The organism is Nocardia sp. NPDC052001 (genome assembly GCF_040680615.1).
GTDB lineage: Bacteria > Actinomycetota > Actinomycetes > Mycobacteriales > Mycobacteriaceae > Nocardia.
The window spans coordinates 342229-361286 of record NZ_JBFAXC010000003.1; the positions used below are offsets into that span (position 1 = coordinate 342229).

The 19058-nt window shown below is 68.5% G+C and carries 14 protein-coding genes; 10 read left to right on the forward strand and 4 right to left on the reverse strand.

Annotated elements, in window-relative coordinates:
• Nucleotides 1–34: 34 nt before the first annotated feature.
• On the forward strand, nt 35–1633 hold the full coding sequence (locus AB0L82_RS16980; protein ID WP_364636783.1) for a DUF4185 domain-containing protein: 1599 nt from the start codon (nt 35–37) through the stop codon (nt 1631–1633).
• Nucleotides 1634–1681: 48 nt separating this feature from the next.
• Here the strand turns inward: AB0L82_RS16980 and AB0L82_RS16985 are convergent, their stop codons facing one another.
• The 3 genes from AB0L82_RS16985 to AB0L82_RS16995 form a co-directional block, all read right to left on the reverse strand.
• Complete coding sequence (locus AB0L82_RS16985) at nt 1682–2542, reverse strand: biotin-dependent carboxyltransferase family protein (RefSeq protein ID WP_364636785.1); 861 nt, start codon at nt 2540–2542, stop codon at nt 1682–1684.
• Entirely contained in the window at nt 2539–3237 is a 699-nt protein-coding gene (locus AB0L82_RS16990) for an allophanate hydrolase subunit 1 (RefSeq protein WP_364636787.1), read from the reverse strand. The genes AB0L82_RS16985 and AB0L82_RS16990 overlap by 4 nt, the downstream gene beginning before the upstream one ends.
• 205 nt (nt 3238–3442) lie before the next feature.
• A complete protein-coding gene (locus AB0L82_RS16995) occupies nt 3443–4195 on the reverse strand; it encodes a 5-oxoprolinase subunit PxpA (RefSeq protein ID WP_364636789.1) in 753 nt (250 codons plus the stop codon).
• A 140-nt stretch (nt 4196–4335) separates the two neighbouring features.
• On the opposite strand from AB0L82_RS16995, the gene AB0L82_RS17000 reads away from it, so the two are divergent.
• Nucleotides 4336–5163, forward strand: coding sequence for a hypothetical protein (locus tag AB0L82_RS17000; protein ID WP_364636791.1), 828 nt, complete (start codon nt 4336–4338; stop codon nt 5161–5163).
• Here the strand turns inward: AB0L82_RS17000 and AB0L82_RS17005 are convergent.
• Nucleotides 5160–6656, reverse strand: coding sequence for a CCA tRNA nucleotidyltransferase (locus tag AB0L82_RS17005; RefSeq protein WP_364636793.1), 1497 nt, complete (start codon nt 6654–6656; stop codon nt 5160–5162). The genes AB0L82_RS17000 and AB0L82_RS17005 overlap by 4 nt on opposite strands.
• 107 nt (nt 6657–6763) lie before the next feature.
• Between AB0L82_RS17005 and AB0L82_RS17010 the strand changes: the two genes are divergently transcribed.
• The 8 genes from AB0L82_RS17010 (at nt 6764) to AB0L82_RS17045 (ending at nt 19039) form a co-directional block, all read left to right on the forward strand.
• Nucleotides 6764–7300, forward strand: coding sequence for an NUDIX hydrolase (locus AB0L82_RS17010; RefSeq protein ID WP_364636795.1), 537 nt, complete (start codon nt 6764–6766; stop codon nt 7298–7300).
• Nucleotides 7297–9828, forward strand: a complete 2532-nt coding sequence (locus AB0L82_RS17015) for a DUF6049 family protein (protein WP_364636797.1) — start codon at nt 7297–7299, stop codon at nt 9826–9828. The genes AB0L82_RS17010 and AB0L82_RS17015 overlap by 4 nt, the downstream gene beginning before the upstream one ends.
• A complete protein-coding gene (locus AB0L82_RS17020) occupies nt 9828–14303 on the forward strand; it encodes a murein biosynthesis integral membrane protein MurJ (RefSeq protein ID WP_364636799.1) in 4476 nt (1491 codons plus the stop codon). The genes AB0L82_RS17015 and AB0L82_RS17020 overlap by 1 nt, the downstream gene beginning before the upstream one ends.
• Before the next feature lie 153 nt (nt 14304–14456).
• The gene (gene sigM, locus AB0L82_RS17025; RefSeq protein ID WP_364636801.1) at nt 14457–15080 is read left to right on the forward strand and encodes an RNA polymerase sigma factor SigM; all 624 of its coding nucleotides are present in this window, start codon (nt 14457–14459) and stop codon (nt 15078–15080) included.
• A 107-nt stretch (nt 15081–15187) separates the two neighbouring features.
• Complete coding sequence (locus AB0L82_RS17030) at nt 15188–16129, forward strand: hypothetical protein (RefSeq protein ID WP_364636803.1); 942 nt, start codon at nt 15188–15190, stop codon at nt 16127–16129.
• 232 nt (nt 16130–16361) lie between these two features.
• Complete coding sequence (gene trxB / locus AB0L82_RS17035; protein WP_364636805.1) at nt 16362–17345, forward strand: thioredoxin-disulfide reductase; 984 nt, start codon at nt 16362–16364, stop codon at nt 17343–17345.
• Between the two features lie 9 nt (nt 17346–17354).
• Nucleotides 17355–17693 (forward strand): thioredoxin, encoded by a 339-nt coding sequence (trxA, locus tag AB0L82_RS17040; protein ID WP_364636807.1) that lies wholly within the window; start codon nt 17355–17357, stop codon nt 17691–17693.
• A gap of 146 nt (nt 17694–17839) precedes the next feature.
• Nucleotides 17840–19039 carry an N-acetylmuramoyl-L-alanine amidase gene (locus tag AB0L82_RS17045; RefSeq protein ID WP_364636809.1) on the forward strand — a complete coding sequence of 400 codons (1200 nt, stop codon included), beginning with the start codon at nt 17840–17842 and terminating at the stop codon, nt 19037–19039.
• The last annotated feature ends 19 nt before the right edge of the window (nt 19040–19058 follow it).

A 19058-nucleotide genomic window follows, 5' to 3' on the forward strand; every position in this document is an offset into this window, starting at 1 on the left:
TCTCGCGCAACCCGGACGAGGAGACCCGCGCCGCATGGGATTCCGCACGACCGATGCCCTGATCCTGTCAGGCGTACTGACGGTCGGCGCGATCCTGTTGCCCGCCGCACCCGCCGGGGCGCTGCCGCAATGGCAGCCGCCGCCGGTGAACAGTTGCGGGGAAACGGGATTCGATCCGCTCAGACGCCAGACCGCACCCGAACCCGCTCCGCCGCAGCCGGATCCGACTATTCGCATCCAGATACCGGTTCCCGAGATCACCCAGGTGCCGATTCCGGGACCGCCGCCGGACAACACCCGCATCGAACCCCAGGCGCTGCCCGAGGATCCGTGCGCCGCGCCCTGCCCGGACATTCGCGACAATCCCAAGCCGCCGCCGGTCACCACACCGCCGGAAGGCACTCCGGCGGAAAGCGATCCGACCACCGACGCGCCCGCCCCCACCACCACCGCGCCCGGCGGCTCCGGCTCCGGCTCGCTGCCGAAACTGCCGCGCATCGAGATCACGCCCGAGACCGAACCCATCCCCATCCCGGTCCCCGGCGGTGAACCACCCGAACCGCAACCCATGCCCGAACCGGCCGTCCAACCGCCCGCCGCCGCACCCGCCGCGGCACCGGTCGCACTGCCCCGGGTCGACTCGGTGGACCTGGTCAACCAGATCACCGGGCACGGGTCGGTCAACCGCACCGATATCCGCTGGGGCGTCGACGGCACCGACCTCGGCCTGATGTGGGAGAACAAGCCCGGACAGGTCGCCGTCGTCTTCGGCGACACCTTCGGCAAAGGCTGGGAACCCATTGGCGCGGGCACCGGCGACCAGGACTGGCGCAGCAACACCATCGCCTACAGCAGCAATCGAGACCTCTCCGAAGGGCTGGTGCTGGACGACTTCGTCCAGGACACCCGCTGCCACGCCGCCGAAATCCTGGACAGCCGCAAGATCCGGAACTTCGAGATCACCACCATCCCGACCTCCGGATTCGCCATCGGCGACCGGCAGTATCTGAGCTATATGTCGGTCAACCGCTGGAGCCGGATCCCGGGCATGTGGTGGACCAACCAGGGCGGACTCGCCTGGTCCGACGACAATGGTCGCACCTGGACCAAATCCCAATGGGCACGCTGGGACAACCTGTTCGGACTCGGTCGCTTCCAGGTCGCCACCATGGCACCGCAGGGCGAGTACGTCTACATGTTCGGCACACCCAACGGGCGCATGGGCGTCATCGGGCTGGCCCGGGTACCGCGCGCACAGGTGCTGAACAAATCCGCCTACCAGTACTGGATCAACGGCGGCTGGACCGCCGCCGACGGGGCCAACGAATTGCTCGCCACCCCACTGGTTTCCGGCACCGCCAGCGAACTGTCCGTGCGCTACGACCAGGACAGCGGACAGTGGCAGATGGTGTACCTCGATCTGCAACGGCATCAGATCGTGCTGCGCACCGCCGCCGAACCGCAGGGCACCTGGACCGAACCCGTCGCACTGCTGGACACCGACGACTATCCGACCGCGTACGGCGGGTTCATCCATCCGTGGTCGACGGCGAAGGACCTGTACTTCACCATGTCCGCGTGGAACAGCTACAACGTGTATCTCATGCACGCCACGCTGAATCGCGAAGACTGAGCACGGATCCGCCCGCGACCATCGGAAATGCGTGCGGCACAGCCGGAATCACGTCAGGCAGGGCCGGAATCGAATGCGCTGACCCGGCCGCGCCTGCGCGACCAGATCCACCTCGGCATCGGCCACCACACCGATCACCGGATAACCGCCGGTGATCGGATGATCGGCGAGGAACACCACCGGCTGACCGCTCGGCGGGACCTGAATCGAGCCCAGTGCCATTCCCTCCGTGGGCAATTCGCTGGAGACACGGCGTTCCAGAGCGGGACCGCTGCGCCGATCCAGGCGCGCACCGATGCGATCGGTCGCCGACGAGACCGTCCAGTCGCCCGCGAAAAGCGCTGTGACGGACGAGAACCAGTCATCGCGCGGACCCGGAATCACATGAACGGTGAGCAGGCCCGACGCCGGCGGCAAGACCGGAGCCACATCCACGATCGGATACAGCCGCGGCGGTGGGCCGACCGGCAGGACATCGCCCGCCCGCAACGGGTCCGGGCCGAGACCCGACAGTGTGTCGCGACTGCGTGATCCGAGTACCGCGGGCACATCGATGCCACCCCGCACCGCTACGTAACTGCGCAAACCGGTCATTGCGAAACCCAGGCGAAGTCGTTGGCCCGCTTCGATTTCCAGCACACTGGCCGCACCCATCGGGCGGCCGTCCACCGACGCGGGCGCGGCCGCTCCGGTCACGGCAACCGTCAGATGCCGATCGGCCAGCAACTCCAGCCCGCCCAGCAGCACCTCGATACCGGCCGCGCCCTCCGGATTTCCCACCAGGCGATTGGCCAGCCGCAACGAGGCGCGATCCGCCGCCCCCGCGATACCCACACCGGAATCGAACCAGCCGGGACGGCCCAGATCCTGAATCGTGGCCAGCGGGCCCACCCGCTCGACCCGGATCACGCCAGACCCGCTTCCACATCGACGAATTGAACGGCGGCCGCGGCGCGAATCAGGGCGGGCGGATCACGATCCACATCCCACAGCGGTGCGTCGGTACTGCCGATCAACTGCCAGCCACCCGGACTGCGGCGCGGATAGACGGCGGAATAGCCGCCCGCCAGCGCCACCGCGCCCGGCGGGATCGCGGTACGCGACTCCGGGCGGCGCGGCACCGTGAGACGGCCGTCCGCGGATTCCAGATATCCGAAACCGGGCGCGAAACCGACAAAGGCGCAACGCCATACGGTGGACGTGTGCTGCGCGATCACCTCGTCCCGGGTCAGTCCGAGCAGGCGGGCCACCTCGGGTAGGTCCGCGCCGTCATACCGCACCGGGATGCGGATCGGCTCCGGGTCGGCCGCCGAACCCTCCGGGGGCGCATCGGGCAGGGATCGCCCGCCGGGTGTTACCGGAGCACCCGCGCCCACCCGCGCATCCGCTTCCAGTCGAGCGAGCAGTGCGTTCAGGCGCGCGCGGACCGGTTCGGCGGCAAGAGATTCCGACAGGGTGACCAGTACTGTTTCGGCTGCGGGCAGCACATCCACCACCCCCTCGGGCCGGGGCCGCAATGCCACGACCAGATCGGCCACCAGCGCTCGCGCCGCCGGAATCACCAGCAGCGCAGCATCTCCCGCCGTACGTATCTCGCTCCGCATCGGACCCTCGCTCACTACTCGAAGTTGTCCCACCGGCGACCGCCACCGCCGAATGCCGCGGCCCGATCACCACCCCGTGCGCGGACCACGATCATCGGGCCGCCGCGCGGGAATTCATACGCCGCATATGAAATATCGCGCGATTCGGCGCGCAGCGGGCGAAAACGCGCACCGCGGACAGGTCGGCGACGAGAGTCCGCGAGCATCAGGTGAAGGGGCGGACGGGAATTGCCGCATCGGCCAAAGCCGCGCGGATACGGACGGCCATTTCCACCGCGGCGGGGGAATCGCCGTGCACGCAGATGCTCGCCGCTGAGATCGCGACCGTGCCGCCGTCGACGGTGATCGCCTTGCCTTCGCGGGCGATCGAAAGAGCCTGGGCCAGCGCATTATCCGGCGACAAGACCGCGCCCGGGGTACCGCGCGGGGCCAGCAGGCCGTCGGCGGTGTAGGCGCGATCGGCGAAACCCTCACCGAGGAAAGGGATTCCGGCGGCGTTCGCGGCGGTCTCCATCTCCGTCCCCGCCGGGCCGAGCAGTGCGAGGGTGGAATCGAATTCGCGCATGGCCGTGACGATCGCGGACGCGAGCGCCGAGTCGGCGGCGGCCGCGTGATAGAGCGCGCCATGCGGTTTCACATAGCGGACGCGGTCCCCGGCGGCGCGGGCGAACGCATCGAGACTGCCGAGCTGATGCAGGGTTTCGTCGCGGATCTCGGCGGGTGACACCGCCATGGCGCGGCGGCCGAAACCGGCGAGATCGCGGTAGCCGATATGCGCGCCGATGCGTACACCCCGCTCGACAGCCATCGCGCAGGTGCGGCGCATGATCGACGGGTCGCCCGCGTGGTACCCGCAGGCGATGTTCGCGCTGGTGACCACGTCCAGCATGGCGGCGTCATCACCCATGCCGTACGCGCCGAAACCCTCGCCCAGGTCGCTGTTCAGGTCCACGGTCATGCCACCGATTGTGGTCGCGGGCGACGCCATGGACAACATGCCCGCCGGAATGTTCGTGACTCAGGTCATAACCGCGCGCGGTTCACCTGTTGGGCACACCATGTCCGATGTCGGCACCGGCCAGTACGCTCGAAACAATCATGGCCACGTATTTCGATCCCAGGGCCTGGTCACCCCTGCGGGCGGTGGACATGGGGCTCGACCTGGGGAAACGCCTGTTCGACCAGACCTGGGTCGACCAGTGGACCAGCTTCACCACCGCCTGGCTCGATCCCGTCGCCGACCTCGGGGTCGGCACCGTCACCGCGCTCATGCCCGATGTGCTCATGACGCTGCTGTCCGAGGGGATACTCAGCCGATTCGGCGGGCAGGAGGTGAGCGCCACCTTCCTCGGCCACGATGTGCGGGCCAACCTGCACACGCTCAAGGTGCGGCGGCGGGGAGCGCATTTCCAGACCAAAACCGTGCTCACCGAGATGTATTGGGATGAGCATCCGATCGAGGAACTGACGGTCATCGCGCACGGGGTGCGGCTGGTGCCGGGGGTGCCGACCAAGCTGCGGGCCGCGCAACTCGATATCACCGGGGTGATATCGCGTGCGGCGCTGCTGGATTGGGTCAACAGCTGGCAACCGGACTGGGAGCTGGAACCCGCCGCGGACGGGCTCGCGCTGGCACGGCACAAACGAAAACGGATCAGGGCGCTGGTCGATGCCGATATCACCGACAATCTGCTCACCATCACCGTGCACAGTGCGCACTGGCGGAAAGTGCGTGCGCCGAAACGACTTACGACGCTGAAGCCGATTCCGCTGGTGGATCTGCCGAATCAGGCGCGGATCAGTCGCACCGAGCGGCTCGGGGACCACGTGCGGTTCACCGCCGACCTGCCCGGGCTGGCCGGATCCTTCGACCTGGCGCAGATCCGCTCGGCGATCGTCGCCGGAACGACACTGATCGTCTTCTAGCTCTTGGCGGTTTGCCACCATTCGAGGAGGGCGGCTTCGGCTTCCTCGCGGGGGAGGGGGCCGCGGTCGAGGCGGAGTTCTTTGAGGAACTTCCAGGCTTTGCCTACGTCGGGGCCGGGTTTGATGTCGAGGAGTTCCATGATGGCGTTGCCGTCCAGGTCGGGGCGGACGCGGGCCAGGTCCTCCTGTTCGGCGAGTTTCTCGATGCGGACTTCGAGGTCGTCGTAGGTGGAGCGGAGCAGGGCGGCGCGGCGCTTATTGCGGGTGGTGCAGTCGGCGCGGACCAATTTGTGCAGGCGGGGGAGGAGTTCGCCGCCGTCGGTGACGTAGCGGCGGACCGCGGAATCGGTCCACTGGCCCTTGCCGTAGCCGTGGAAGCGCAAGTGCAGGTAGACCAGGCGCGCCACGTCCTCGGTGAACTGTTTGGGGTATTTCAAGGCGCGCATACGCTTTCGCACCATTTTCGCGCCCACCACCTCGTGGTGATGGAAGCTCACACCGCCGCCGGGCTCATTCTTCTTGGTGGGCGGCTTGCCGATGTCATGCAGCAGGGCGGCCCAGCGCAGCACCAGATCCGGATCGCCCTCCTCCTGATCGATGGCCTGGCGCAGCACCGTCAGCGAATGCTCGTAGACGTCCTTGTGCTGGTGATGTTCGTCGATCTCCAGCTTCATGGCCGGAACCTCGGGCAGCACCCGCTCGGCCAGCCCGGTCTCGACCATGATGTCGATGCCCTCGGTGGGATGCTCGCCGCCGATCAGCTTGTCCAGCTCCGCGTGCACCCGCTCCGCGGTGATGCGGTCGATCTCCGGGGCCATCTCCACAATCGCCTCGCGCACCCGCGGCGCGAGCCGGAAACCCAGCTGCGATACGAACCGCGCACCGCGCAGCATCCGCAGCGGATCGTCATTGAACGAATCCCGCGGCAGCGCAGGGGTATCCAGCACGCCCTCGAGCAGGTCCTCCATCCCGTTCAGGGGATCGACGAACTCGAGTTCACCCAGTTCACCGATGCGCACCGCCATGGCGTTCACCCGGAAATCGCGGCGCACCAGATCCGCTTCCAGGGTGTCGCCGAAGGTGACCTCCGGATTGCGCGATACGCGATCGTAGGAATCGGCGCGGAAGGTGGTGATCTCCAACTGCTGCCCGGCCTTGGACGCGCTCACCGTCCCGAAGGCCAGCCCGCCGGTATCCCACAGATGATCGGCCCACCCGCGCATGAGCTCCTGCACCGCCTCGGGCCGCGCGTCGGTGGTGAAATCCAGATCGGTGCCCAACCGGCCCAGCACGGCGTCACGCACCGTGCCGCCCACCAGATACAGCTCATGCCCGTGCTGGGCGAACAATTCCCCGAGCGGGGTCAGGACATCGGACAACCGGCCCACCGTGATCGCCGCCGAGGCCAGCAATCGGGTTCGGCGATCCACGTTTGCTTCCTCGGACTTCTGCGAAACCACGAAATCCGAGCTTAGTGGAGCCCGCAAATCCATTACCACGGACATCCGCCGAGCGCGCGCCGGATCACGGTCACCACGCCGTCGGGACGGCACCGCTGCGGTGCGACTGTCCGAGCATTTGCGCCCTATAGACTGACGCGGTGTCTCCGGCCGATCGCGCGAACAGTCGACGCCGCCAGCCCCGGCGCCGTAGTTCGGCCGGTAATGCGGCGAAACCTCGCATGCGCACGGTGCGGGAGACTTCCGCCGGTGGACTCGTGGTCGACGGCCTCGACGGGCCCCGGGAGAAGCGCTGCGCCGCACTGATCGGGCGCACCGACCGCCGCGGCAGACTGCTCTGGTCGCTACCCAAGGGACATATAGAAGAGGGCGAGACCGCCGAGCAGACCGCCATCCGCGAGGTCGCCGAGGAAACCGGCATCAACGGCAGCGTGGTCGCCGAACTCGGCAGCATCGACTACTGGTTCGTCACCGAGGGCCGGCGGGTACACAAAACCGTGCACCACTATCTGATGCGCTTCCTCGACGGCGAACTCTCCGACGCCGACGTCGAAGTCACCAAGGTGGCCTGGGTTCCCTTGAGCGAGCTCGATTCCCGGCTCGCCTACGCTGACGAACGCAGGCTGGCCGAGGTCGCGAACCGGCTGATCGACCGGATGGAGAACGGCAGACAATGACGCGTGCGGGGTCTGGGCGTCCTGGGCAACACACCGCGGGGGCGCTGCACCGCTGGATCCTGTCGCTCGTCGCGGTGGTGCTGGCTGTGCTCACCGGGGTACCGGTTGTGCTCACCGCGCATCCGGCGGCGGCCGAACCCACCGGCAGCAATACGTCCACGGGGCCGAAATTCCTGAAACTGTCGCTGGATTCGGTGACGCCGACGGCGATCACCGCCACCAGCGACCCGTACTTCGTGGTGTCGGGGACGGTCACCAATATCGGCGACCGCCAGGTCGACGATGTCAGCGTGCGCATCCAGCGCGCCACACCCGTGACCAGCCCCAGCGGGCTGCGCTCCGCGCTGCGCCTGGATCAGGGCAGCTACGACGTCACCGGCGAATTCCAGGATGTCGCAGACCAATTGACGCCCGGCCAGCGAAAGCAGTTCAGCCTCACCGTCGCTCTGCACTCGGCGACCGAACTGCCCAGCGGCATATCCACTCTCGACATCACCGCACCCGGCATCTACCCGCTGCTGCTGAATGTGAACGGGCAACCCGCGTACGGCGGGCAGGCCCGGCTCGACGACGCCCGCTTCCTGCTGCCGGTACTCGGCATCCCCGCCGCGGCCGCCGATCCGAAACATCCCGCGCCACCGGCGGTTCCGGCCGCTCCGGACGGCGGGCCCGTCGCCACCACCATGCTCTGGCCGCTCGCCGACCGGCCGCGGCTGGTCGCCGGTAAGCCCGGCTCCGCCGACGGCGAGGCGCTGCTCACCGATGACGATCTGGCCGCCTCGCTCACCTCCGGCGGACGCCTGGACCAACTGCTGTCAGCGCTGGAGACCACGCTCAAACCCGATACCCCGCGCGATAAGAGCCTGAACACCTCGCTGTGCCTGGCCGTCGACCCGGACCTGCTGATCACCGTCTCCGATATGAAGGACGGCTATCGCGTCCTGGCCAGCCCGTCCGATCCGGACGGCAGCACCCGCGCGGGCACCGGCGATCACGCCGCCAAAGCCTGGCTGGACCGGCTGCGCACCCTGGCACCGAGCATGTGCGTGGTCGCGCTGCCGTTCGCACAGGTCGATCCCGGCGCCCTCGCCGCCACCGGCGACATCACGCTCTCCGATCGGGCGCTCAACGCCCCCGCCGACCTGGTCGACCAGCTGCTCGCGGTGAAATCCGTGCGCGGGGTGGCGCTGCCCGACGCCGGCAGCATCGACACCGAGGGCGCGCAACTGCTCGCCCACCACGGCTACAGCACCGCCCTACTCGCCGACAACGCCGTGACACCCGCCGACGGCCGCTCCAATATCTCCAGCGCCAAAAGCCCGGCCGCCCCGGCGGATTCGGTGAGCCCCGACCTGGTGCGACTGGACGGACTCACACTGCCCGCGCCCGGCGGCGGCGATCCGGCGCCCGGCGCACCCGAATTGCACGCCGCCACCTTCGACATCTGGTCCGCCACCGCCCTGGCCGCGGTCGGCTCGCACCCGCCGACCCCGCCGTACACCCCGGACCGGGTCCGCTACGACGTCACCAACGACTCCCGCGCCGCCCGGCTGCAGGACGCGCTCGGCGCCATCACCTGGACCGCGCTCAACCCGCAACCCGGCCGCCCGCGCTCACTGCTGCTCATGCCGCCGCAGCAGTGGGGACCCAACCGCGATGAGGCCACCGCCCTGCTCGGACAGCTCGACCTGATGTACCGCGACAACCTCGCCGCCCCGCGCGCGCTCACCGATCTGCTTGCGCAACAGGTCGATCCGCAGCCCTACGACCTGGACTATCTGCCCGCCGCGGCCGATGAGGCCGTCCCCGGGCACTTCGCCGAACCGGTCCGGCAGCAGGCGCACAACATCACCGAACTGATGAGCGCGCTGGCCGATGTGCCGCAGCAGGAACTCAGTCCGCGCGGGTTCCTCACTCCGCTGCGCGACGATCTGATCCGGGCGCTCACCATGTCCGATCGGCGCGCCGGCGGCGCACAGGCCGACACCTTCGCGCAACGCCGCATCGACCAGACCACCCGCACCGTCGACGACCTCTTCCGCTCGGTCACCGTGCTGCCGCCCGGCGGCGTCTACACCCTCGCCTCCGAACAGAGCCCGCTGCTGCTGGTCGCCCGCAACGACCTGCCCGTCGCCATCCGCATCAAATTCCGGATCGACGCGCCCGCCGAGACGAACATCACCGATATCGGCGAACAGGTATTACCCGCCAAGGGCACCCGGTCCTTCCAGATCCCGACCGAGGTCTCGGACAGCCGAAACCTGGTGATACCCATCGCACTTACCACACCCGACGGGGTGCCACTCGGCAATGCGGTATCGGTATCCGTGCGATCCAACGCCTACGGTCGTGTGTTGGCGATAATTACCGCTAGTGCCGGTGCGCTGCTGCTCCTGCTGGCCGGACGCCGGCTCTGGCACCGCTTCCGCGGCCAGTCCGATCCGGCCGACGAGGGGCTGGATCCGGAAACCCGACGCCGGGTGAACAGGTTCTCGCGCGCCAAACGCGAGCAACGAAAGGAGGCGTGATGAGCGAGTACGGCGACGATCCCCGCTCCTCCGGCCGTCCCGACGGCAATGCCTCCGGCCGTCCCGACGGTTATGACGCACCGCGTCCCGCGGGCCGACCCGACGGTTACGACGGACCGCGGCCGACGGGACGCCCCGACGGCGGCGCACCCCGCCCGGGCGGGCGACCCGTTCCCCCGGAGGGGGCAGGCGCGCGCCGCGCACCCTCCGCACCCTGGGAACGCGGCATCCCGCCGCAGCGCCCGCAACGACCCGGACCGCCGAATCAAGGCCCGCGCACCGGGAATCCGCCGTCCCAGGGAATTCCGACCGTCATGCCCGGTCGCCCAGCCGGTCAACCGTCCGGTCCGCCCACCGGGCCCGGACCCGGCCCGCGCACCGGCGAATCCGGTCCGATCATGCAGCGGCCGCCCGGTCAGCCCCCGCGCCGCCCGCAACCCGGACCGCAGGCCAACCCGCAGCCACCGCGACCCGCCGGACCACCGCAGGGCCGCGGCGCACACGTCGCACCCGAGGACCGCTACCACTGGGGACACCGCCCCGGCGACCCCACTCAGCCACCCGGGGGCGGGCCGTACAACACGCCGACCGGCGGACAGCGCTACCCGACCCCGCAGTCGAATCCGCTACCGCGGCAATCACAACCGCTGCCGCGCACACCCGGCGGACCCAACACCCGCGAACAACGGGTCGCCGTCGCCGAGAAACCGGAGAGCTCCAACGCTCGCCTGGTCCGCGACTCCGGCTCCATCGCCATCGCCACCCTCGCCAGCCGCATCACCGGCTTCGGCAAACAGCTGCTGCTGCTGACCGTGCTCGGCCCGGCCATCGCCAGCGCCTTCACCGTCGCCAGCACCATCCCGACCATGATCTCCGAGCTGCTGCTCGGCGCGGTGCTCACCGCCATCGTGGTGCCCACCCTGGTGCGCGCGGAGAAAGAGGACCCGGACGGCGGCAGCGCCTTCGTGCGGCGACTGTTCACCGCCGCGCTCACCGTGCTCGGCACCGGCACGCTGATAGTCCTCATCCTCGCGCCGGTGCTGACCACGCACGTCTTCCTCTCCAATGACGGCAAGGTCAGCACCGCGCTCACCACCGCGCTCGCCTTCCTGCTGCTGCCCGCCGTGCTGTTCTACGGCACCTCGGCGCTGCTCATGGCCATCCTCAATACGCACGGGGTGTTCAAACCCGGTGCCTGGGCGCCGGTGCTGAACAACCTCGTGGTGCTCACCGTGCTCATCGCGTACCGGATGACACCGGGCGAGATCAGCCTCGACCCGGTGCGCATGGGCGAGCCGAAACTGCTCATCCTCGGCATCGGCGTCACGCTCGGCGTAGTGGTGCAGATGGTCAGCCTGCTGCCCGCCATCCGGCGCGAGGGCATCGACCTGCGGCCACTGTGGGGCGTGGACGCCCGGCTCAAGCAGTTCGCGGGCATGGGCGCGGCCATCATCCTGTACGTGCTGATCAGCCAGGTCGGCTGGACCTTCGCGACCCGCATCTCCTCGCACTGGGACAAGGCCGGACCGGCCATCTACCAAAACGCCTGGCTGCTACTGCAATTGCCGTACGGCGTGCTCGGCGTGACGCTGCTGACCGCGATCATGCCGCGACTGAGCCGCAATGCCGCCGCCGACGACACACCGGCCGTGGTCGACGATCTCGGCACCGCCACCCGATTGACCATGATCGCGCTGGTCCCGGTCGTCACCTTCATGACCTTCGCCGGACCGCAGATCGGTGAAGCCCTGTTCGGCTACGGGCATTTCGGGCTCGGGCAGGCCGCGCGACTCGGCGAGGCCGTGTCCTGGTCCGCCTTCACGCTGATTCCCTACGCACTGGTGCTGATTCATCTACGGGTGTTCTATGCCCGCGAACAGGCGTGGACGCCGACCTGGATCATCCTCGGCATCACCGGTGTGAAGATCGCGCTCTCGGCGCTGGCCCCCGTGTTCTTCGATGAGCGGCACGTGGTCATCGCGCTCAGCGTCGCCAACGGCCTCGGCTTCGTCACCGGCGCGGTCATCGGCGGATTCCTGCTGCACCGCAGCCTCGGCGATCTGCGCATGACCAATGTCGGGCGTACCGTCACCCGAGTCGTCCTGGCCTCCATGGCCGGTGGCGCGGTCATGCTGATCGCGGACAAGGTCATCGGGCTGCACCGGCTCTCGGACTCGTTCGGCGGACTCGGCTCACTGGTGCGCGTCGGCCTCACCGCGCTCATCATGTTCGGCGTGGCCTTCGGGCTCATGCGCCTGGCGGGCATCCCGGAGATCGTCGCCATCACCGTGGCCATCTCCCGGCGACTCGGCTTCACCGCGCCCGCACCGGATCTCGAACTCGACGGCGGACTGGTCGGCGATCTCGGCGAAACCACACTGCTGCCCAAGCCGGATCTGCGCGCCGCGCCGTACTACTACCGGTTCGATCCCTATCTCGACGCGCAGACCATGGTGCTGCCCGTCATCCGACCCGATGCGGTTGACATCACCGGCAAGGGTGAGTTCCCGTACCCTGTTCGGCAGGCAAGCGCAAGCTCCGGACACGCCCTCCCCGACCTCGGTGGCAGGGCGGATCCGGGTGCTCGCGCCGCTTCGGACGACGGTGTCCGCAGGACACCTGGTCCGGCCCAACAGCATCGGTCTCCGACATACCAGGGCGAAGGAGGAACGAGGGTGAGCGACGACGCGGCGAGCGGCGTCCCGGCCGCCGAATCCGCAGCGGCCGCGGGCGGTGGGCTCTCCACGGATGCGCCCCCGACTCCGGATCGTGCGGATGAAAAGCGGGGCGGCACGGCCGATTCCACGCACCGGAACACCGGGCGGGACGACCGGGCGGATCCGGACGACCTAGAGGAGGCCCAGGCGGGCCCCGAAACCGGTGTCTACGAGGCGATTTCGCCGCAGATGCCACCCATGCGGGTGGAGGCCACCAAGCGCATCCAGCGCGGGCCCAAACTGCTGCCGGGCGCCTCGGTCGCGGGCGGCCGATACCGGCTGCTCGCCGGGCACGGCGGCGCGCGCGGGCTCAAGTTCTGGCAGGCGCTGGACGTGAAACTCGACCGCGAGGTCGCGCTCACCTTCGTCGACGCCGACCAGCAGGCCGCCGAGAACTCCGGGCACGACGGACCGCAGGCCATCCTGTCCCGCACGCTGCGCCTCGGGCGGATCAATTCGCCCGGCCTGGCGCGCGTGCTCGACGTGGTGCGCGGTTCCTCCGGCGGCATCGTGGTCGCCGAATGGACGCCCGGCCGCTCCCTCAAGGAGATGGCCGACACCGTCCCGTCGCCGATAGGAGCCGCACGCGCCATCCGGGCGCTCGCGGCGGCCGCCGAACTCGCGCACCGCGGCGGCGGTTCGCTCTCCATCGACCATCCGGACCGGGTGCGCATCAGCGCCTCCGGTGACGCCGTGCTCGCCTTCCCCGGCACCCTCGGCGATTCGGACGCGCAATCGGACGTGCGCGGACTCGGGGCCATGCTGTACGCGCTCATCACCGCGCACTGGCCGATCCGCGTCGGCGGGGTCACCGGCACCGCCGCCACCATCGGCGGACTGCCCCTGGCCGATTTCGGCCCGGACGGAACTCCGGTGGAGCCCAGGACGATTCGGCCCGAGGTGCCCTTCGAGATCTCCGCGGTCGCGGTGCGCTCGCTGGAATCCAACAAGGGCGTGCGCACCGCCGCCACCGTCCAGCACGTGCTGGAACAGGCGTCCGTGGTGGATCAGAAGACCGATCTCATCCCGGTGCTGCGCCTGGGCCAGCGGCCGCCGTCCGCACCGGACGAAACCCTCGCCGATCCGGAACTGCTCGCCGCCGAGAAGGAACGCTCGCAGCGGATGATGTGGATCCTGGTCGGGCTCGGCGTACTTGCCGCACTGGTGGTCGGCGTCATCATCTGGTGGCTGCTGAGCGTATTCGCGCCCGGCAGTTCGGAAGCGCCGCTCAACGAACAGCGCAATATCGGGCTCACCACCTCCAGCCTGGCCCCGCCCGCACCGGGCTCGCCGCAGACCACCGCGGGTGCGGCGGCGGGCGTTCCGGTGCCGGTCACCGGGGCCATGGTGTTCTCGCCCGAGGGCACGCCCGACGGGGTCGGCAGCATCGGCGCGGTGCTGGACAACAATCCGAGCACGCTGTGGCGGACCGACGCGTACTTCCAGCAGTTCCCCGCCCTCAAGAAGGGGGTGGGGGTGCTGGCGACGCTGGGCAGCCCCAGCAAGCTCACCAAGGTGATCATCGATTCGCCGACCCCGGGCACCCAGGTGGAGATCCGCACCTCGCCGACCGCCTCGCCGACGCTGGACCAGACCCAGCTGATCGGGGCGGCGACGCTCGGCAACGGCACCACCGAGATCGCGGTGCAGGCCGATCAGCCCGCCCGCTACGTGCTGGTGTGGATCACCGCGCTGGCGCAGAACGGTGGTCAGTACCAGACCTCCATCGGGGAGATCCGCTTCGAGGCCGCTCCATAATTTCGTGATTTTCGGGTCGTTCCGGTTATCGAAGACGCTGTCCGGTTCGCCCGAAAACGCCCGCTAGCTGCGCTTTTATCGCGCATTCCATTGCTGCCGAATCGTTATCTTCGATATGATCTTGCGTACTCTCTGCTGGTTTCAGGAGTCGCATTGTCGTCAGCTCACGATTTCGGAGTAGCGACCGAGTCACGAACTCGGGCCACAGCGACGGCTGTCCGCACCCGCCACCGGGTCTGCGAGGCCACCGATCGCGATCTGCTCGCCGCCCACGCCCTCGGCGAGCCACACGCCTTCACCGAGCTATTCCGCCGCCACCGCGACCATCTCTGGCAGATCGCCGTGCGCACCTCCTACACCCACGAGGACGCCGCCGACTCACTCCAGGACGCGCTGCTGTCCGTTCATCGCTGCGCGGGCGGCTTCCGCGGCGAGTCCGAGGTGCGTAGTTGGCTGCACCGCATCGTGGTGAACGCGTGCCTGGATCGCATCCGTCGCAACAAACTCCGGCGCACGGTACCTTTGTCCGACGAGTCCGTACTCGAACCCCTTTGTCCCCGCGACGATTTCGCGAGCCTGGAAGCAGCGCTCGTGGTCGATGCCGCGTTGTTCACGCTACCCGCCGAACAGCGCACCGCCCTGGTCGCCGTGGAGCTCGAAGGCTATTCGATCGCGGAAGCCGCTGTGCTGCTCGGTGTTCCGGCCGGAACCATCAAAAGCCGGTGCGCCCGCGGGCGGCGGCGACTCGAACAACATCTGCACTCGATGAACACCTGATTCCGCCGCGCGCGGAGCAGGATATCCGGGGAACCGGACGCGACTCCGGTGCGTCGAAAACTAAGACAGGTCTGCGATTTCCCACACGGGTCCGATCTGGAGGGGCAATGAACGAGGACGACGCAGTACTCGCAGGATCAATGGCACCGGGAACGGCGACCGCCGGAACCATCCCGCGCCCGCCCTGGTCCGACGAACTGCTCGCCGATCTGCACGCCGGGAACGTCCCGGCGGATCTGTCCGCACAACTGTGGACGGAAGTGCGCCGCGATCCCGCGGCCATGCGCTATCTGCGCTCACTCGACCAGGTGAACCTGCGCCTGCGCGATCTGGGCCGCAACGACCACCTCATCCACCCCATGCCGGACGAGATCACCACCCGGCTCGAGCGCATGATCGGTGACCTCGCCGCCACCGACATCACCGATCCGGGGCAGATCGCCACCGTGCACCGGTTACCCGTGCCCCGCCAATCCACCCATCCCACACCACCTTCCACCGCACCCATGCCGATGCTGAACGGATCCGCGGTATTCGACACCGGTCAGCTCGACCCGCGCGAACTCGGCGACCTCACCCCCGAGGAACTCGACGCCGACGAGTACGAATCGGACACCGATTCGGTGCGGCCCGATGAACGCTTCACCCGCCGCCAGCGCTGGCTCAGCGCCGCCGCGGCCGCGGCGGCCGTGCTCGCGGGCGGGGTGGTGGCCTTCGACGCCATGCACAACCGCAGCGCCGCGCCCGCCGCAGCCCAGCCCGCCGACAATCAGCTGCCCGCCGACTTCCCGCCATCCATGGCGCTGGCCGCGATGGGCCGCCACGACATCAGCGGCCCGCTCGCCCACGGCAGCGCGCTATCGGACTGTCTGACGGCCGCACAGCTGGACAATCGGGTGCTCGGCAGCCGCAGCGTCTCCTACGGCGGCCAGCAGGCCGTGCTGGTGCTGCTCGCCGGTCCGCGCGCCCCGCAGATCACCGCGGTGGTGCTGGGCAACGGCTGCACCGCCGCCAATCCACAATTGCTCACCAGCGTCGATATCGGCTGAGCCCGCGCCGGCGCTGAATCGGCATCGGACAAGCACGCTCGATACCGCGCGACGGTAATCGGCTGAGCCCCAACGGCACTGGTCAGCGGGATATGTAGTCCGCACGCCCGGGCGGTTTCGCCCGGAGTGTGGCGGCTCACGCGCGCGCCCGGCCCACGCGGGTTCGGGAACAACAGCGTTTACCCTGTTGTTGACCGACCTGCCTGTTTCACATCTGCCTTCGGAGGCCCTCTTGACTACCGCTGTTCGCGACCTGATCATCGTCGGTTCCGGACCGGCCGGATACACGGCTGCCGTGTACGCCGCGCGAGCGGAGTTGCAGCCGTTGCTGTTCGAAGGCACCCAATTCGGCGGTGCGCTCATGACCACCACCGAGGTGGAGAACTTCCCCGGCTTCCGCGGCGGCATCATGGGCCCGGATCTCATGGAGGAGATGCGCGAGCAGGCCAAGCGCTTCGGCGCGGACATCCGCACCGAGGACGTGGACGCCCTCGACCTCTCCGGCAAGATCAAGAAGGTCACCGTCGGCGGTGAGACCTTCGAGGCCTACGCCGTGATCCTGGCCATGGGCTCGGCCGCGCGCTACCTGAACATCCCGGGTGAGCAGGATCTCCTCGGCCGCGGCGTCAGCGCCTGCGCCACCTGCGACGGCTTCTTCTTCAAGGGCCAGGACATCGTGGTGGTCGGCGGCGGCGACTCCGCCATGGAAGAGGCCACCTTCCTCACCAAGTTCGCCTCCAGCGTCACCATCATCCACCGCCGCGAGGAGTTCCGCGCCTCCCGCATCATGCTCGAGCGCGCCAAGGCCAATGACAAGATCCGCTTCCTGCTGAACTCCGAAGTCACTGCGGTGCACGGGGATTCGGCCGTCACCAGCCTCACGATCCGGGACACCCGCACCGGCGAGACCAGCGAACTGCCCGCCACCGGCCTGTTCGTGGCCATCGGCCACGACCCGCGCAGCGAACTGGTCACCGGCCAGGTCGAACTGGACGGCGAGGGCTACGTGAAGGTGCAGGGGCAGTCCACCTACACCTCGGCCGAGGGCGTCTTCGCCGCGGGCGATCTGGTCGACCACACCTACCGCCAGGCCATCACCGCCGCCGGAACCGGCTGCCGCGCGGCCATCGACGCCGAGCGCTGGCTCGCCGAGCAGGGCGACATCTCTACCAATACTCTCGATCACGCCGGCCAGCCGGTAGAAGTGAACAACTAAGGAGCGACCATGTCCGACGCCAAGACCTCCGCCACCATCACGGTCAGCGATAAGACGTTCGCGCAGGACGTGCTGGCCAGCGAGAAGCCGGTACTGGTCGACTTCTGGGCGGCCTGGTGCGGTCCGTGCAAGATGGTCGCGCCCGTGCTGGAGGAGATCGCCGCCACCCACGCCGACGCCCTGACCATCGCAAAGGTCGACGCCGACGCCAATCCGGAGGCCTCGAAGGACTACGGCATTCTGTCGTTGCCTACCATGGTGCTGTTCCAAGGGGGCAAGGAGATCAAGCGGATCGTCGGCGCAAAGGGCAAAGCGGCCCTCTTGCGCGAACTCGAGGGTGTTATCTAACGACGCGCCGTACGATGCCTGCACTCGACAGTTGCCGAAATCTGGTCCGGGTCTGAGACAATCGACCGACGCTCCGGTCGTGCACAGGTGTGTAAACCTGTGCACGAGTGGGTACCCGGGTTGGCGGAAGGAAAGGGCTCTTACGCATGCACCGACTTCGTCACGGCGATACTGGACCAGCCGTAGCTGAGGTTCGGAGCACCCTCGCAAGTCTCGGATTCCTGAACTCACACCCCATTGCCGACACCAACGGCAATGGCAACGGCGAGTACTGGAAGAACATCGAAGCCACCTTCGACCACGACCTCGACTCCGCGGTGCGCGCCTTCCAGCAGCATCGCGGTCTGCTCGTCGACGGCGTGGTGGGCCCGGCCACCTACCGGGCCCTCAAGGAAGCCTCCTACCGCCTCGGCGCACGCACCCTGATCTATCAGCTGTCCGCACCGCTGTACGGCGACGACGTCGCCACACTGCAACGGCGGCTACAGGATCTGGGGTTCTACGTGGGCCGGGTGGACGGCTACTTCGGGCCGCACACACATGAGGGGCTCACCTCCTTCCAGCGCGAGATCGGTCTCGCGGGGGACGGCATCTGCGGGCCGGACACGCTGCGCTCGCTGGAACTGCTGGGCGCGCGCGTCACCGGCGGCAATCCGCATCGCATCGCCGAGGAAGAAGTCGTACACCGCGCCGGTCCGCAGCTGACCGGTAAGCGCATCGTCATCGATCCGGGCATGGGCGGACCCGACAAGGGCTCCTCGGTGCCCAGCGAATTCGGTGACGTCTACGAATCGGAGATCCTCTGGGATCTGGCCAGCCGCCTCGAAGGACGCATGGCCGCAACGGGTATGGAGACCTTCCTGTCCCGGCCCTGGGGCGCGAACCCCACCGACGCCGAACGCGCCGAGACCTCCAACACCTTCGACGCCGATCTGATGATCTCGCTGCGCTGCGCGGGCAATCCGAGCACCTCCGCCAGCGGTGTCGCCAGCTTCCACTTCGGCAATTCGCACGGCTCCACCTCGATGATCGGGCAGGTGCTGGCCGGATTCATCCAGCGTGAAATCGTCGCGCGCACTTCACTTCAGGACTGCCGCACGCACGCCCGCACCTGGGATCTGCTGCGGCTCACCAAGATGCCGACCGTCCAGGTCGACATCGGTTATCTGACAAGCGATTACGACTCGAGCGTGCTCACCAATCCGCGCATGCGCGATGTGATCGCCGAGGCGATCCTGATTTCGGTGAAGCGGCTGTACCTGCTCGGCCAGGACGATCAGCCGACCGGGACGTACACCTTCGCCGAACTGCTCGCGGAAGAACTCGCCGCGGCCGATCGCATCTGAGCTCACCGGAATCACCGGC

Coding starts and splice junctions, on each gene's coding strand:
- AB0L82_RS16980 (WP_364636783.1), top strand. CDS start 35: ATGGGATTCCGCACGACCGATGCCCTGATCCTGTCAGGCGTACTGACG.
- AB0L82_RS16990 (WP_364636787.1), bottom strand. CDS start 3,237: ATGCGGAGCGAGATACGTACGGCGGGAGATGCTGCGCTGCTGGTGATT.
- AB0L82_RS16995 (WP_364636789.1), bottom strand. CDS start 4,195: ATGACCGTGGACCTGAACAGCGACCTGGGCGAGGGTTTCGGCGCGTAC.
- AB0L82_RS17000 (WP_364636791.1), top strand. CDS start 4,336: ATGGCCACGTATTTCGATCCCAGGGCCTGGTCACCCCTGCGGGCGGTG.
- AB0L82_RS17005 (WP_364636793.1), bottom strand. CDS start 6,656: ATGGATTTGCGGGCTCCACTAAGCTCGGATTTCGTGGTTTCGCAGAAG.
- AB0L82_RS17015 (WP_364636797.1), top strand. CDS start 7,297: ATGACGCGTGCGGGGTCTGGGCGTCCTGGGCAACACACCGCGGGGGCG.
- AB0L82_RS17020 (WP_364636799.1), top strand. CDS start 9,828: ATGAGCGAGTACGGCGACGATCCCCGCTCCTCCGGCCGTCCCGACGGC.
- AB0L82_RS17030 (WP_364636803.1), top strand. CDS start 15,188: ATGAACGAGGACGACGCAGTACTCGCAGGATCAATGGCACCGGGAACG.
- trxA (WP_364636807.1), top strand. CDS start 17,355: ATGTCCGACGCCAAGACCTCCGCCACCATCACGGTCAGCGATAAGACG.
- AB0L82_RS17045 (WP_364636809.1), top strand. CDS start 17,840: ATGCACCGACTTCGTCACGGCGATACTGGACCAGCCGTAGCTGAGGTT.